Source organism: Paenibacillus sp. P46E (genome assembly GCF_001909095.1).
Taxonomy (GTDB): Bacteria; Bacillota; Bacilli; order Paenibacillales; family Paenibacillaceae; genus Paenibacillus_AQ; species Paenibacillus_AQ helianthi.
The window spans coordinates 22705-37535 of the sequence record NZ_LVYZ01000074.1; the positions used below are offsets into that span (position 1 = coordinate 22705).

Annotated in this window: 20 protein-coding genes; all 20 read right to left on the bottom strand. The window is 41.7% G+C overall.

Annotated elements, in window-relative coordinates:
- A complete protein-coding gene (locus A3849_RS26865) occupies positions 1 to 1461 on the bottom strand; it encodes a hypothetical protein (protein WP_074114156.1) in 1461 nt (486 codons plus the stop codon).
- A 33-nt stretch (positions 1462 to 1494) separates the two neighbouring features.
- Positions 1495 to 1728, bottom strand: coding sequence for a hypothetical protein (locus A3849_RS26870; protein ID WP_074114157.1), 234 nt, complete (start codon positions 1726 to 1728; stop codon positions 1495 to 1497).
- An 18-nt stretch (positions 1729 to 1746) separates the two neighbouring features.
- Positions 1747 to 1941, bottom strand: coding sequence for a hypothetical protein (locus tag A3849_RS33395; RefSeq protein ID WP_218619264.1), 195 nt, complete (start codon positions 1939 to 1941; stop codon positions 1747 to 1749).
- A gap of 394 nt (positions 1942 to 2335) precedes the next feature.
- Positions 2336 to 2599 carry a hypothetical protein gene (locus A3849_RS26880; RefSeq protein ID WP_074114159.1) on the bottom strand — a complete coding sequence of 88 codons (264 nt, stop codon included), beginning with the start codon at positions 2597 to 2599 and terminating at the stop codon, positions 2336 to 2338.
- Between the two features lie 102 nt (positions 2600 to 2701).
- On the bottom strand, positions 2702 to 4156 hold the full coding sequence (locus A3849_RS26885) for a DEAD/DEAH box helicase family protein (RefSeq protein WP_074114160.1): 1455 nt from the start codon (positions 4154 to 4156) through the stop codon (positions 2702 to 2704).
- Positions 4157 to 4703: 547 nt separating this feature from the next.
- Positions 4704 to 4844, bottom strand: a complete 141-nt coding sequence (locus A3849_RS33120) for a ParB N-terminal domain-containing protein (protein ID WP_178382810.1) — start codon at positions 4842 to 4844, stop codon at positions 4704 to 4706.
- 33 nt (positions 4845 to 4877) lie between these two features.
- Positions 4878 to 5462 (bottom strand): hypothetical protein, encoded by a 585-nt coding sequence (locus tag A3849_RS26890; protein WP_074114161.1) that lies wholly within the window; start codon positions 5460 to 5462, stop codon positions 4878 to 4880.
- 275 nt (positions 5463 to 5737) lie between these two features.
- A complete protein-coding gene (locus A3849_RS26895; RefSeq protein WP_074114162.1) occupies positions 5738 to 6034 on the bottom strand; it encodes a hypothetical protein in 297 nt (98 codons plus the stop codon).
- A gap of 443 nt (positions 6035 to 6477) precedes the next feature.
- A complete protein-coding gene (locus A3849_RS26900; protein ID WP_083613680.1) occupies positions 6478 to 7089 on the bottom strand; it encodes a restriction endonuclease in 612 nt (203 codons plus the stop codon).
- Positions 7090 to 7101: 12 nt separating this feature from the next.
- Positions 7102 to 7845, bottom strand: coding sequence for an NPCBM/NEW2 domain-containing protein (locus tag A3849_RS26905; RefSeq protein ID WP_074114163.1), 744 nt, complete (start codon positions 7843 to 7845; stop codon positions 7102 to 7104).
- 246 nt (positions 7846 to 8091) lie between these two features.
- Entirely contained in the window at positions 8092 to 8652 is a 561-nt protein-coding gene (locus A3849_RS26910; RefSeq protein ID WP_143191906.1) for a hypothetical protein, read from the bottom strand.
- 227 nt (positions 8653 to 8879) lie between these two features.
- Complete coding sequence (gene terS / locus A3849_RS26915) at positions 8880 to 9617, bottom strand: phage terminase small subunit (protein ID WP_074114165.1); 738 nt, start codon at positions 9615 to 9617, stop codon at positions 8880 to 8882.
- Positions 9618 to 9879: 262 nt separating this feature from the next.
- On the bottom strand, positions 9880 to 10431 hold the full coding sequence (locus A3849_RS26920; RefSeq protein ID WP_074114166.1) for a tyrosine-type recombinase/integrase: 552 nt from the start codon (positions 10429 to 10431) through the stop codon (positions 9880 to 9882).
- 148 nt (positions 10432 to 10579) lie between these two features.
- Positions 10580 to 11065, bottom strand: coding sequence for a hypothetical protein (locus A3849_RS26925; RefSeq protein ID WP_074114167.1), 486 nt, complete (start codon positions 11063 to 11065; stop codon positions 10580 to 10582).
- A gap of 530 nt (positions 11066 to 11595) precedes the next feature.
- Entirely contained in the window at positions 11596 to 12525 is a 930-nt protein-coding gene (locus tag A3849_RS26930) for a tyrosine-type recombinase/integrase (protein WP_074114168.1), read from the bottom strand.
- A 70-nt stretch (positions 12526 to 12595) separates the two neighbouring features.
- Positions 12596 to 13057: a helix-turn-helix domain-containing protein gene (locus tag A3849_RS32515; RefSeq protein WP_074114169.1), complete on the bottom strand. Its 462-nt coding sequence runs from the start codon at positions 13055 to 13057 to the stop codon at positions 12596 to 12598.
- Complete coding sequence (locus tag A3849_RS33125) at positions 13057 to 13224, bottom strand: hypothetical protein (RefSeq protein WP_178382811.1); 168 nt, start codon at positions 13222 to 13224, stop codon at positions 13057 to 13059. The genes A3849_RS32515 and A3849_RS33125 overlap by 1 nt, the downstream gene beginning before the upstream one ends.
- 43 nt (positions 13225 to 13267) lie before the next feature.
- On the bottom strand, positions 13268 to 13681 hold the full coding sequence (locus tag A3849_RS26940; RefSeq protein ID WP_074114170.1) for a hypothetical protein: 414 nt from the start codon (positions 13679 to 13681) through the stop codon (positions 13268 to 13270).
- 116 nt (positions 13682 to 13797) lie between these two features.
- Positions 13798 to 14454, bottom strand: coding sequence for a hypothetical protein (locus A3849_RS26945; RefSeq protein ID WP_083613681.1), 657 nt, complete (start codon positions 14452 to 14454; stop codon positions 13798 to 13800).
- Between the two features lie 24 nt (positions 14455 to 14478).
- Positions 14479 to 14646: a hypothetical protein gene (locus tag A3849_RS33130; RefSeq protein ID WP_178382812.1), complete on the bottom strand. Its 168-nt coding sequence runs from the start codon at positions 14644 to 14646 to the stop codon at positions 14479 to 14481.
- Positions 14647 to 14831 lie beyond the last annotated feature (185 nt).

Genomic DNA, 14831 nt, shown 5'->3' on the forward strand with positions numbered 1-14831 from the left:
CTATTCACCTCCATTCGGTGGAATCTGTTCGTTCGGTTCGGGTTCTCGCTTCTTTTTAAGACGATCAAGTAGCTCCGCTGGTATTTTAGGGTCAAGCCCCATAATCCATCGAGCCTCTGAAGCAGCTTCTATAGAGGTGATATAATCCTCTCTTTCAGCCAACACGTAGTTGTTCAGTTTGGCTCTCAGATCGCGCTCACGTTCCATTTCAGAACGCAAATCAATCGGTGCATAATCTGCTTCAACCTGTGCCTGTACTCCGCGAACTCTTACGGCCATAGAAAAAGCCCGCTTCCAGAAGCGTTTTGTTACACTCCGGGCGGACTCTACGGACTTGATATATATTTGGGTATCCACTGAGCTGTAGGTTTCAGTGGAACCTTGATGCCGGGATAACAAGGTTAGCAGCGTCTTAAGACCCGTTGCCATTTGGGTATCAATTATGTCGATCAGCTTCTTGATGTCGATCATTTGGCCAGTGTTGCCACCCTTGAGATATTCGACCTTTACGCTATCCCAATGGACTAAGGCGTCATCTGGATTGAGTGAATTGAAATGGGTTAACATTTCGTCCATTCGTTCCTTAAGCCAGCCCTGTTGCGCTGCGGCGTTGCCTTTAATGTTTGGCGGCATATTCTTTAACATGATTTCCTCAAGCATTGAAATGTCCAACCGTGGATAGCCCTGGTTGTGAACAACTGCTTTGAGGTCTTGAAGCACTTGTAAATGGAAGAACACAACTTGCAGCACCGGCAGGAATGGTGTTCGTCCATATGGGTCATCGACCATCGGGTCAAATTCTTCATAAATGAATGTCGGAGTGTCAATCTTCTTGTACTGGCCAAACCACTCCTCACCTGAATTCCTGCTTCCCGGGTTCTTTACGTATTGCCACGGCACCAGTCTGTTCGTAACCAGCTCCCTGCGGAACCAGATCAGCGCCGGGTCTACTGGCACTATATCGATCACATCGTTGCATCGTTCATTCAAAACGACTTCACCAGCACACGCCCCGCGAACCATAATCATCATTCGCTGAATCGTGTCCAGCTTATCCAATGAACGTCCGTGCTGATATCCGGGGGACAGCAACGGTGTCTCAAGCATCTCCTTGATTGCATCCAGCGCCTGCTGTCCGGATTTATCGTCACTACCTGTTTTCTTCTTGGCCGTGAATGTCAGTTCTGTGTCTCCCATACGCAGGTAGGTGTATAACGCATGCGATATGTCCGGGTGGACGGAGATAAGCAGTTCCAGCAACTCTTCAGCTGTATAGTTCTGAAGCTTGGTCAAATCAATGTTGTGAGCACTCTGGTACTTTTTAGGTAGCCAGTTGAATATGCCCCAGGCATTGTTGTTGCTGGCTACTGTTGATCTTCCTACGCCCATCATCTGACGCTTTACGGATGCTGGTAGGATTGCATTAGCAGCCGAATAAATGAGTTTATGATACCATTTCAAGTTTTCACCACCCTTCTACTGACAAATGATATCTTAGCCATATGCAAATCCGGGATCTGGTGATTCTTCAGGTAATTTTTCGATAGCCTTAGCATAGATAACATTAGCCATAGAGAAAATAAAACGCTCTTTTGATTTAACGCACACAACGCTCAGCAAAGAGGTTGAAGAAAACCTATTATCATTGAAGCTTTCATTAACCTGGTTGTGTATATCTTCTCCTGCATAGATGAACGTGCCGTCAATAAGCTTAAATTCGAGCATCATTGCTTTTCACCTCACTGATTAATGGTAAATGTATTCGATATTTGTCTTGAGATCCGGGACAATTTCAAACGAAATACCAAAGTACTGCGAAATCCGAACATTGGACATCGCCTTACGAGATTCAATCGGAATGTCTTTCGTCAGGATTTCAAAGACTTCCGGCCGCATTTTGACCATCTTAAGAATAGGTCCTTGTGGGGTTTTACTTGACATGTCATTAGCCCATGCGTTCAAGTCTTGTATGGGATCAAATTGGTGGTCTGCTGAAATCACGCTCTTCTGCTGCAGTGCTGACAATAGATCAACACAGTCTTTGTGTCCGCGTGCAACTTCTTTACTACCGTCAACCTTTACATACACCGCAGATGGTTCAACAAGCGCCCCGCATTCAGTGCAAGTTTTCTGCTGATCTCAATGCAATTGTCACACATACCAACATTTAATTGGTTTACTTCTCCCACCCTACATAATGGGCATTTCATGGGCAACATTCCTCCAGACATAAAAATAGAAGGCAGGAAAAGTTCCTGACCTTCTGTATTCGTTCATACTTCTATGGATTTATAATATCATTGGTTTTATTCGGTGTTACTACGGATAATTGAGCTTATTCAAACGCCTTGAGCGCCTTTAAGACGCCCATCATTGTATCGTAATGCTTAGTATCATTACCAGCTGCGTTCGTGGCTGCAGTTCTGAACCTATTCAACAACGTGGCATTATCGCAGTTATCCTCCAAATAATATATGCTCTTTGAAATCCATTCCTCATATGGCAAACCAGTTAGAAACCCACCAACTCCATATGCGCCTACTTCAAAACAAGATGTTCGCACTCCTTCACCTTCTGCAATTAATTGATCGAGATTCATTTGTTTTCCCCCTGTAATAAATTAGTGTCATAGATATCTTAATAGAAATTTTATCCATTCCTTTTTATTGTAACACCTCCAAAACTAGGAAGCATCACATGTTTATTGCCGTCTGATATTTACGCCACCAATGGACGGAAGCATGATATGTTCTGGTACATCGACCATGAACTCTCCAAAGGTAAGAACATAAGCGTCAGCTCGGTCAGGTGACTTGAGTCCGCGCTTCTTCATATCGTCCTTACTCTCTAGAATCATTTTCCCCTTTGAAGTCATTCGCCATTTGCGAGTAGCCAGTTGTGAAATTAAGATATCATCGTCCGGTAGTTGCATGACTCCAGGTTCTCCGTTTATGAAGTTGGTAAGATTTGTTTCCAAGTCCGTCCTAATGGACTGCCACATTTCCGTGACCAAATTGGCGCAGTATTCGTCAAGAGATGATGAACCATTGTTAACTGGCACTACCTCCCAGCCATAACCTTCTTCATTGATCACTTCAATAAGACGATCTGTTACACCGCCGCCAACCCCGGTATCATCGACATTGAACTTTACGTGTTCAACCTCTGGATGCTGCTGCATCATATCTTTAGCTAATCGAATGGCATTACCCACGGTAACCATGGTGCTTTCCTTAAAGTGGCTATGTTGGCCAACCGTCTTTTTGCCTATACCAGCATACATTGCTGTTTCATCGTCTCCATAACGGGCAACGTCTACTCCAATAACCAATGTTGTTCCTGTCGACTGGATTTGAACTTCTTTTGCTGCATGCTCAGCTGCTTCAAGAGTTATGAATGTGCCTGCCTCGCCTCGCGGAAACTGTCCTTCAACGCGAACACGGTAAACGTCACTGCCCTCGCCATACTTTCGCTTGAGCATTTCAATGTTCTCTTTGCTTGTACGTGGACTATCCAGGCAAGATACCTGATGCGTTTTATAGATAGCTCTATCTCTATTATGAGAATCAAAAAAGAACCCACTCGTTTTAGTTGGGTTCCCACACATGAATAGCTTATTATATTCGCCGGACAGCGTACCGAAGATTGCTGCCATGATCCGATCTTCTACCCCTGAGGCTTCATCTACAATGAACAGCATGTAATCCTCATGGAAGCCCTGCATATTCTCCGGTTTGGTTGCTGTTCTCGCAGTGGCAAACCAGCGCTCTTCATGGTTCTTCATGTAAACCTTGGTTTTAGTCCATTTGAGAATTCTTTTTAGAATCGGGCTCTTTGATTGCCACTTGCTGATCTCAGCCCACAACACATCATTTAGTTGCTGCCTCGTAGGCGCTGTACAAACCACTCGGGGATAGGGGAAGCAACATAGGAACCACAGGGCTATGGCTGCTTCAAGAGCAGTCTTACCAACTCCTTGACCTGATCGAACAGTCACGAACCGGTGATTTGCTATATCGCTTGAAACTTCTTCTTGCCATTGATCCGGTGTGAAGTTAAGGATCTCTTTGAAGAAAGTTTTTGGACTCTTGCGGTATATTGGTATCCTCTGTTTGAAGGCTATCATTCTCTTTGTCAAACTTTCGGTCTTCTTCATTATCTCTCCTCCTGCTCTTCATTCCTAATTTATTCGCATTTATCATTGTTAAGTGAATTTTCTTATGAAAAGAAAACACACCTCATTAGGAGCTTTTCTATTTCACGTAAGTTGTTAGGTATACTTTATCACTGATTTACTTTGGCTTTACTGCGTTCTTTGTCCATCACATATCATATATTCACCTAACCCCAAAAGAGATTTAACCTCGGTCACTTTTACATAAAAAACAGCCCTCCTAAGGCGCTTGTCCACATTCTTAATATCCCAGGGAGAACTCGCGATTCTCTCTGGTTGCTTTCCTTATCCTCCACCATTATTAAGAAATCTACGCTCTAAATATATATTTATTCTATAAACCTCATCCTTCCGCAGCCTCACCAAAGCAGCCACTCCAGCGCCTCTTATCCTAGCTGCTAGATGATTTTTTAGTGCCAGAATTAGCATCCGCTCCCGCTCGGGGTCCAGGTTGACTACCGAAACGGCCAGCTCCGTGCAGCTACTTGTAACGCTGATGGCCACTAACCATGTTGCCGGTCTGCTCATTCTAAACGATTGGATCAACATAGCCGAATTCGTCCAGGCTGCGGCGAAGCTTTTCATACTCCGGATCTCCCGGCCGAAGGTCGACGCGTGGGTTATAGGCAGCTGCATTAAGCTGCTCAATCGGTATGATTCTGATGTCCATGATAATGCTCCCTTCCAAAAGAAAAAGCGCCCATCAGAGCGCTGCTTCTTTCAAATCATTTAATCTATTAAACAATCTTTTATATACAGGGTTCATTGTTCGATTTGCAATATCAAATTGAAACTGAATAATGGAGAGACTCTGGGTTTGCCTAACAAAATCTTCCTTGCTCCCATAAACTACTGTACAGAAATATTCCATCTGTTTTGTTAAAAGCATCTCACGTACTGCCAAAGTCTCAAGGCTAAACGTTTCAGTTTTTGTTAATTCCTGATATTTCATTATCATTCCGTACATCACATGCAGAGCATATCGCTCACTGGAATCTATTTTGTTACCTACCACTGCAATGTGGTCAGAATAACGCGAATCATGAGATCCAAATCCATAATTTATAATTGGATCTACTTTTGAGAGATGCACCATCTCCTTAAGGTAATTTTCAATATCCGTATACAAGATAGCTGCACTTAACTTGATTTGTTCAGTTTTTCGTTCTAATTCAGCTTTTCTTTGCAGCTTAATATTTTGGCGGGTGGCCCATAAACCACCCACAATACTTCCTAATGCACCTACTACTGCACCAATTAATCCGCTCAGCAACACATCCCAAGTCAAACTGTCCACCATCCCTCACTTTATATACATCATCTTCCAGTATCAGACTATGTATGACGATGGTCAAGGTTCTTTTGTGTTGAGTCGGTTTTTCATCTTTGGTCAGGTGAAAACTCAGTCAGGAACGAAGAAAACCTGCCCGCCCTGCTCATTTCTGCACCTCACCACACAAACTCACGTTCTTGTATATGGGGCCTGAGAACGGCTTACAGATGGTCACTTATAAGCAAGAAAAAGCACCCGAAGGTGCTATGCTACTAGTACTAGAACATTCATTAAATTGCCGTTACAAAAAAAGCTGCTTGGATATTACCAAGTATGTAATCCTTACTTGGATTTTCACTCAACAAAACCTCTGCTATTCTCAAGATATATTTAAGTTGGCTTTTACTAAATGCATTGTAGTTATCTTGTGATAAATTGATGAGTCTAATATAATCTTGGTTTTGCACTTCCCCGGATTCGATTTTTTTATAAATATTTAATATTTCTTTTTTATCGCTAGACAAAGCCAAGTTATTTAACGGAATTTTCGTATCTTCTAAATCCAGAGCGCTGATTTCTGCTCTCATTATCTCACCTCCTAATACGGAAGTTCGACATTTAGGGAGTTTTTCCCTTCTGGCACTTCACTCTAGAACAAAACAGTGCTGTTCCTTCCCATCGGCCCCATATACAGCCCTTACATTTAGCCGGCTGCTGGGGTGGATCTTTTAACATCTTCTGCTTCTTCTTCACATCAATTCCCCCAATAGAAAAAAGCCGCCCAATAATGAGCGACTTCGGACTGTGTATTTAATTCAAACATTCAATGAGTCTGACCTATAGAGCGGTGTCTGCTCTGCATCCGCAGCAAATACGATGCGCTCTTTGCTTAATATCTTTACGGACTTTGTTACAAAGGAGGACGCGACCATTTTACAGAGCAAGTGAAAATGTCAAAAACACATACAGTGATCATAAGGCTTGAGGACATCTTGTCACATATCATGATTTGTATTACTCACTATTTCTCTTAAGCGCTCGTCTTAGTATTATTGGCTTTTTTAGCAGCTGTCATCTTCTCACTCATTTGCAAAAGCATTTCGATAAGCTCTTCACGACCGATGAGACGAACATTATTTGACTTTGCAAGCTTGTAAGCCTGCTCAGTATAATCTCTGTTTGTTACAACCCAAGCAGCTGAAGCGCCGTAATGCGAAACTGCCCCACGAACCTCTTGTACTGCCTTCAATCCCACATTCTTACCATACCTTTTTGCCTGGACTACAATTCGCTTCCCGTCTTTAGATAGGACCAAATCAGCGCCATAATCACCGGCTGCTTGTGTAACTTCAGCTTTGTATCCTTGAGATCGGAAGAGGTGGCCAAGGTATTGTTCAAACTGAACACCTTCCATTTTATCGATCTCAGCAATACCAGATTTTTTTAAGCGTTCGGCTCGCTTTTGCCCTATCATAATCATCAATGTAACTACAACAGCTACGCCAACAACCGCTCCAATTATAGCCCCCTGTAAGGTTTTAGTTAAATAGTATCCTCCGAGTGCTAATCCCATTGCTGCTAAGCCAGCCACCCCTTGAAAAAACTCTTCTTCTTGCTTTGCCTTACTCTTTCTTCTTGCCATTTGGAACCTCCGCTATTGAAAAAGCTTAGCCTCTACAAAGTCTATCATAGTTGAACTTCTATAATCTTCTCCTGTAGTTGTGAACTCAATTCTTAATTTAAGTACACCAGATGTATCCAATTTAATTTCTTTCGGTAAATCTCCACCAAACATTTCAGATGAATAATATATTTCCTTCCCATCCGCGATAAATTTAACCATTCCTGGATTTGCACTATCTTTTGAATGGTCATCAATACCAACAAATCCAGTGAGCTTTTTGTACATACCATTCAAATTATATTCAATAGATCCTTTACCTGTATTAGATTGAAAAACCATGTTTTCTATAGCGATACCATGTATATATTCATTATCAGCAATTATAAACTTCCCATTATAAGGGCTTAAAATATAGTCGCCAGCATTCACCCACTTGTTGAAGTGTAACTTCACTCCCTCTACATCTGCCCTGGCATAAGATAAATCCGACAAATATTTAAAGTCCCCCTCTTTTTTACCAACCCATGCTGTTTTTTTCTTCCCATCATAAGTAAAATCTTGACCGGAATTTTTAGCAAAAGAACTTGCTGAGACGTACAATTGCCCGTTATAGATAATTGATTGTGACGATTGTTTCTCAACGCCATTGAACATGAACTTTACGTTTTCAAGTACAGCATTTAATTTTACATTAGTTCCGGCAAACACTGTAGAACCTACTACCAATGAACCTATTGTAAGTCCCACAATTAATCCTTTAAGCTTATCCTTCATTATGTTACTCTCCCATGAATCAGTATGTATTTCCTAAATCATGGATTCGACAAATAACACCTATTCCCTTCCAATACTGCAGGGGATTTTTGAATATTCATCAAAAACGAAAAAGCGAGAGGAGGTAAACCCCGAACCGCAGGTGCGGCGTACGTGTCACTCTCATCTGTTTTCCACAGCACAAATATATCATGTCTAAAGCCTAATGAACGGCCATTGTGCGGTCAATAATCGGTCAAAAAGCGGTTATTTTTTTATAGAATCCATTAGGAGTTCTAGAAACCTGTGCATTGTAAATAAAACTTCATCACGTATAAAATCGTTTGTGGTAATCTCAACTCTATTATGTTTATTAATAGTTATTCCTTCAAACTGACTCACAGCTTTCGAGACTTTAGGGTTTACTTCTTTATAGCTCGCTCCATTGTGAATCATATGATTTCTTATAGTATTTAGAAAATTCAACTTACTCCATTCAGGAGATTCTTTTGGAAAATCCAAAAGTAAAACTTTTTCAATATATACCTTGTATTTCTCAATTCCATTCCCACTTAGATCCTTAACAGTAATTCTTACATTAGGGTTGTAAAGATTCTCACATACCAAAAATAAACTTCCTTCAAAGTATGAATAAGCAGCAAAAAACAAGCCAGCTCGAACAACGCTATTGGTGTTTGTAAACCCGTAATAATCATCTTCTTGACCCATTAGTATCGTTTCTTCTGCCTTAGCAAATGCCATTATTAGCTCTTGAAAATGATATCCTGCCAATTCTAAAACTGTCTCTACATCAGTATTTTTTATCATAATAACCTCGCTAATCATTTCTTTTTACTTTACACTATTCGCGAGAAACTCTTGCTATCCTGTGTGCTATTTAGAATTTCCTACTAATATTTCAAGACCTAATACACAAGCCAATATATAAATCACTCTCGACTTTACACGTCAATACTCCCTCTCACTCATCCCCACTGAGTATAGAATCATATTCATCCTCAAAACAACATATTTGAAAGATTCCGCCACATTCTTTATGATTCCCCTTCAGCAGTAACTGCTTCAACCCAATCTTCAATCAGATCATCCTCAGAATCTCCACCCCCGTTTTTGAGTTTCTCTATTTCAAGTCGTGTTCTTTCAATCTCGCCCTTCATTTTTTCCAACTTCAAACGGCGCTCGTCTTTTTCTGGAGCAATCTCAATAAACTGTTTTATTGCTGATCTGAGTTCCTTCATAACGGTAGCCTCAGCTTTTATGGCGCTGTTGTACTTATCCCAGGCGTGCTGATATTCCCACTCTTGTTCGGTGCCGAACATGCCCGGTTTTTTCTTGGTCAAGACCTTCGTAACATCGGCCTTGTCCTTGACATGCGTGATGCGGCGGCCCCAAATAAGCCGTTGATATAGACTAAGCACGTTCTCCCAGATCATATCCGCCGGGCTCATGGTTTCAACAATCTCGCGGATCTCCATGAATTCAGGGTCTTGTGGCATAAACTTACTGAAAAATCCGTGTTTGAGTGCTTTCTGATTCCCCTCGGGTCCACCCTTGCCGCCTTTGTTCCCTTTAGCATTTTGGTTTCCTTTCTTGGCTCCCCGGGGTCTGCCGGATGCCGGTATTTCATCCCACTTATCAGCGCTTTTCCACCTGCGAACCATTGAAGGATTGATCTCAAGTTCCGCCGCGATTTCACTCAATTTCTTCTGCCGTCCGCTCTTCAACCATATCTTCAGCGCCTTTTCCCGGTCCGGGCTTTTCTCCCTTGTCAACTAACTTCACCTCGGCCTTACTATGTATTTGAGTTGGACCCTCTTTTGAAAGGTCTAAATTGGTCAAACGTTACTAATGAAAATAAGCCTCAGATTTAACTCAGGCTTCGGCTGCTTGCTGTATTCTACTAATATTTGTTAATTGAATTCACTTCAATACTAATTGTATGTCATTCGTAAAGTGCGGATTTTCCTTGATGTGATTTGTTTTGCTCTTTGTTCCTCCAAATGAATTCATCATGACCCCATTGTAGTTCATTCACTAGAGTTCAAAGTCCTCTAAAGCATCGTCTAGGGTGTCCTGTAGCAGGCCTACATACCTCAGAGTCACCTTTTCCTCAGAATGATTGAAGTGATCCATTAGTAACGCTATGTCCTTCGTTTCGAGGTACAGTCTGTAACCGAATGTCTTTCTCATGGAGTGAGTACCGATCTCTTCAAGGTCAAGCTCTTTGGCTGCACCTCTGATAATTTTGTATGCCATGTTTGGCGTGATTGGGTATGCTTTTCCTCTTTTTCGCTTCCTACTGGGAAATAGATATTCGAAATCTGCTTTGTCTTTGATGTAGGCATCGAGTGCTTTCCGAAGTGATTTGCGAATAAGCACACTCTTTACCTTCTTGGTCTTTTTTTCGGTTATCGTTATGTGAGTACCTTTTACATCTCGTACAGTAAGGGGAAGAATGTCTGAAATACGAAATCCTGTGTTGATTCCAACAAAAAACATAATGAAGTCACGAATATTCTTAAAATATAAGTAGTTCTTCATGGCATCTAGTTTTTTGGGATCTCGTATTGGTTGTACAAACTTCATTTCACCACCTCCATTTTAGAGTTAAGGAAAATTTTCCTGAGCAAAAGAAAAAGCGCCTCATTGGGCGCTCATGGGTGAAGATAGATTTGTTATATGTAGATCGTAACATATGAAAAATGCGTACCCACTACGGTAAATTAACCATAGATTACGGCAACATTTTTATTTTCCTCTCTCCTATACCGAACTCAAAAACTTGCTTACTCTCCTCAAAAACTATATTCTCATATTTGATGTTTAAAAGGATCACTCTGTTTGCATATGGAGATTTTAAATGAGCCATCCATGAGTTATCTGCTTGTTCATCATTCATAAAAGCAGTAACACTAACTTCTTTAGAGTCTCCAGCTCGTAAACTCTGAATAAATGGAATCTTATAGCTCACCCCAGAGTCTTCACTTAATATCATAGGATCAAATTCAATGTTTAGTGCTGTCCCATTTCCAATGTTACTTACCATAACAGTGTAATAAGTTGCTTGGTTTTGCGGTTCGATGGAGATTAAAGGCTTTATTCCTAACTCTAACTGCTTTGATGCTGCCTTTTGCATTTTGTTAGTATCCCATGCGTAAATACATAGCACAAACAAAGTTATCGTCAAAACTAATAAATTAAATATCCCTAACCAATCCATTTCCTCACCTCCATCAAGCATAATTCGTCGTTACTGAAGATTAGTCCTTTAATATTTACATCTTGACTCATAAAAACAGCCGATGATGCTTAGGTTTCAACACGCTTCTCAGGCGTGTACCCAGCACTAGCCCCCTGCAGAAGGCCATCGACTGTTTTTATGATGCGCCCATTTGCCCGTGAGCACTGCCGGTTTGATATTTGGCGGTAATTTATAATATGCGGCTACCGCTAATCCGCCATGCCCCGGATTGGGCGTTTACTGCGCACCTTTAATGCTTCGGGGTATTCCCCTCTGTGCGCTGTCTCGAATGGGTTAGTCCGGTATTCATTGACGTATCCGGTCCACGTTCTCGATCCATATCTTTAGCCACTGAGATCACGGTTGCCCAGGAGGTGAGTGGGTGTGAGCTGCGGTGTGATATGCCCGTCACAGATTACCGCAACCAGGGAGTAGTACGGAAGCTCTCGCCTCGGTATCTTTATTATATTTGGGTAATATTGCTGATACGCTACGGAATTTAGTGTTTATTAATCATAATTAGGCATGCTGAGACCTTCACATGGATTGCAGTTGTCGTATGCCGAATTAATATCAATACCCCATAACCTCACATACCTGTCCGTCATTTCTACGGTCGAATGACCCAAAATTCGAGATAAAGCGATAGAGTTACCTCCCTTAACTACCCACATTTTTGCAAATGTATGGCGTAAGGTATGAGGGCTTAATCTAATATGATTGATTCCGAATGAATTTCCAAGACATTTCTTAATGTCTCTTAAAGAATCTCTAAAAGATGATTGGGCCATTGGCTTACCGGTACGTGTTACCCACAAATATGAATTTTCTTTAATTTGATTTTCTTCTATGTATTTTTGAATGAGATAAGAAAGCTCGAATCCAAATGGAACTTCTCTTTCCCGATTCCCTTTTCCATTTACAGTAACAATGCGACGATTAAAGTCAAAATCAATTGGTTTTACAGGAAGTGCCTCACCTACACGTAGTCCAGTACTTGAAATCAGAAAAATTAGAAGCGCAATTCTCTCCCGTGACGATTTACTTATTCGAATATTTTTTACAGTTTGCAGTACGGCATGGAGTTGTTCTTGACTAAGACTATTAATGACTTTATATCGAGGTCTCGGACGCTTTATCCCTTCAGTTAAATGGCAGTTGTTTAAAATGCCTTTCTCATTTAGGAAACGTGAGAAGGCAGTTAAGAAGTCGTAGTGTTTTGCTCTTGTCGCACTTGAGACTTCTCCTCCAGTTTGATAGTTAGGGCGCTCAAGCGTGAAAATCATGTATTTACGGGATGTCTCAACATTAAGTTCCTTAACATCGATTCCCTCTGTACGACAAAATTTCATAAACTCTCTATATCGAGAAGCCCAATATGGTAATGTACTTGCTGCTGCACTCTCTGAACGAATCCATTCTATAAACTCATCTTCCAAAATTCACTACACTCCTTAAATGAAAACACCGCTTGGCAATTGCCTAGCAGTGTCTATCGGTTATACACTCTCATGCCTTTGGGTTAGGCTGGTTCTTGGTGATGATCCATGTTTTCCCGATCTTTCGGGCTTGGATCTTGCCTTCAGCACAAATATTTTTGATTCTCCCTGGTGAGAGGCCCCATAGTTCAGCGGCCTCTTCAACACCCATCACTTCATTAAGAGCATTTTGTTGGGTATAGAAAGAGTGCAAGTATTCACTACCCAAAGGATCATTCGTGAACTCTTCAAGGTTTAAATCAGCCATGATCTCTCCAAACATATCCAACAAAACCATTTCTTCAGGGCCAAATTTGTGCGAATAATCCAACAATTTGTGATGGATTGCCTCGATTGTTTTCGCTGGTTCCCGTCCAATTTTGTCCAGGTATTGCGAAGAAATAGGGGGAACACCCTTATCAAGGACGCGATCCCCTAGTACATTCGCTATAGCGATCAAACGACCAAAAATCATACTGCGGTTATCATTCATTAAGAATCGCACCGCCAGTTCTGTATGATCCGCAGCATATTTTCTTCCGCCTCTTGACGGTTGGAAAATTCACCCTTCTCCTGGGCGCCATCACTGATTGTCCAGTAGGACTGTCCCTTCTCATTAGGCCAATGTGATTCCGTAACACTAAAATTTTGAATATTCATGTTCAGACTCCCTTTGCCCGACACCTTAGTGTGTCTGCGGCGACTACCTCCAAGCAAGCGCTCCACGATTGATGTCCAGTACAGATACTTTGTCACCGGCTTTAAACTCAATGGAGTACATGCCCAATGCCACTTTGTAGTAGATCATGTTCTTACCAGTGGATTTTTCGACCACGCGGCTACCGCCGAATGGGTTGCGCTTTGTGATCATCTTGCCGTTATACGGGTTCTTTTCGACACTGAGAGTGGCGGAGATAAGTCCGTCAACATCTTCAGTTACAAAGTACAGGGACCCATTCAGTTTCTTCACAACTGCAAAGCCGAAGTTCGCAGCGCCTTCTTTTACCTCCTTCCAGGCCATTGTAAGAGCTTGAGCGAAATACTCCTTGGCTTTACCTCCGAATCTTACCTGAGCACCCTTTGCAATCTCCCAAGCTCTTACCATAACCTTCTTCATCATTTATTCCTCCCCTTCGTGCGATAACGCACTCCATATAAATAATATACCATGTGCGTTATCGCACGTCAAGTGGGTTTAGGAATATAGTGACAAAAAGAAACCGCTCCAGGTATCTACCCTTCGCGGTTGTTAAGTTGTCTTAACCCGAGTTCTCCCTCTTTGTTCCGGCCTCGTCCGTAATCGATCGTTACATAATCAAGAGTACCGTTGAACAGCAACGTGTTAGCAAGGGAAGCAATGACCTTCCGGCGTTTCTCGGCAAAGGTTGTGGCCTCTATACCGTATGCGACTGTCTTATATCCCTTACGCATGTACTCAACAGCATCTTTATATCGATATTTCCTTTCCCCGACAAATAGTAATTGGACAATCATATGCTCGTGAGGATCTACAACATTATTGGCTGCATGCAATACGGCGTCTGTAACTCGTTTATAGAGCATGTAGTTGAGATGTCGCGTCTCTTTAGCTATGAGTACGTTAGCCGGTAAGTTGGAGATGTGGTCGCTTGAGCTGAGGCGTTTGACTGCTCCCTCGATACCAGCCATGTCGAAATCATTTAACCCGTTCTCTTGGGGCTGCTTGAGAACAAATTCGTAACTAACAACCAGTCCTTTGATGGTCCGGTAACTGCTTAACAGCCAAAGTGCTTTTCGTATGTCCTCTTCATCCGCATTTGTGAAGAACTGAACCTGATAGGCTCTTGTAATATCAGCTAAATCATTCTTTGGAGTAAAGTCATTCTTCGGTGCTGGGATCAACTCAATCACAGGCAATACCTCCTTGCGGTTATCTTACATATTTACGATTAGTATAGAGTGGATTTCATACGGAGTTACTACGGATAATTGATCTTCGGTTATTCCGTAGGCTTCCATGCCTCGGCGGCGGCATTCTTCTGGGTCTTTGTCGATCAGGTCGTAATCATCTATTTCATTTTTGACTTTAATGGTTGTATCCATATTATCTCCTTTATTGTAAAATTATTTGGGCTTGCTTTTATAAATCAGTGTTTTTTAAGGAGAGAGAGTTATGGGATTAGTTAAAACAATAGGGAATATTAAAAATCTTCGAAAAGCAAAAAAAGAAGAAATAGAGAATTTGTATAAATTGAACATTACAGGCTCCAACATTGAGGGAATGATAG

Bases quoted from the DNA above. Each gene is read 5' to 3' on its own strand.
- A3849_RS26880 (WP_074114159.1), bottom strand. From the start codon at position 2,599: ATGAATCTCGATCAATTAATTGCAGAAGGTGAAGGAGTGCGAACATCT.
- A3849_RS26885 (WP_074114160.1), bottom strand. From the start codon at position 4,156: ATGAAGAAGACCGAAAGTTTGACAAAGAGAATGATAGCCTTCAAACAG.
- A3849_RS32515 (WP_074114169.1), bottom strand. From the start codon at position 13,057: ATGAATGATAACCGCAGTATGATTTTTGGTCGTTTGATCGCTATAGCG.
- A3849_RS26920 (WP_074114166.1), bottom strand. From the start codon at position 10,431: ATGAAGTTTGTACAACCAATACGAGATCCCAAAAAACTAGATGCCATG.
- A3849_RS33130 (WP_178382812.1), bottom strand. From the start codon at position 14,646: ATGGATACAACCATTAAAGTCAAAAATGAAATAGATGATTACGACCTG.
- A3849_RS26870 (WP_074114157.1), bottom strand. From the start codon at position 1,728: ATGATGCTCGAATTTAAGCTTATTGACGGCACGTTCATCTATGCAGGA.
- A3849_RS26900 (WP_083613680.1), bottom strand. From the start codon at position 7,089: ATGGCAAGAAGAAAGAGTAAGGCAAAGCAAGAAGAAGAGTTTTTTCAA.
- A3849_RS26910 (WP_143191906.1), bottom strand. From the start codon at position 8,652: ATGATAAAAAATACTGATGTAGAGACAGTTTTAGAATTGGCAGGATAT.
- A3849_RS33120 (WP_178382810.1), bottom strand. From the start codon at position 4,844: ATGGACATCAGAATCATACCGATTGAGCAGCTTAATGCAGCTGCCTAT.
- A3849_RS33395 (WP_218619264.1), bottom strand. From the start codon at position 1,941: ATGTCAAGTAAAACCCCACAAGGACCTATTCTTAAGATGGTCAAAATG.
- A3849_RS26925 (WP_074114167.1), bottom strand. From the start codon at position 11,065: ATGGATTGGTTAGGGATATTTAATTTATTAGTTTTGACGATAACTTTG.
- A3849_RS26905 (WP_074114163.1), bottom strand. From the start codon at position 7,845: ATGAAGGATAAGCTTAAAGGATTAATTGTGGGACTTACAATAGGTTCA.
- A3849_RS33125 (WP_178382811.1), bottom strand. From the start codon at position 13,224: ATGAATATTCAAAATTTTAGTGTTACGGAATCACATTGGCCTAATGAG.
- A3849_RS26940 (WP_074114170.1), bottom strand. From the start codon at position 13,681: ATGAAGAAGGTTATGGTAAGAGCTTGGGAGATTGCAAAGGGTGCTCAG.
- A3849_RS26895 (WP_074114162.1), bottom strand. From the start codon at position 6,034: ATGAGAGCAGAAATCAGCGCTCTGGATTTAGAAGATACGAAAATTCCG.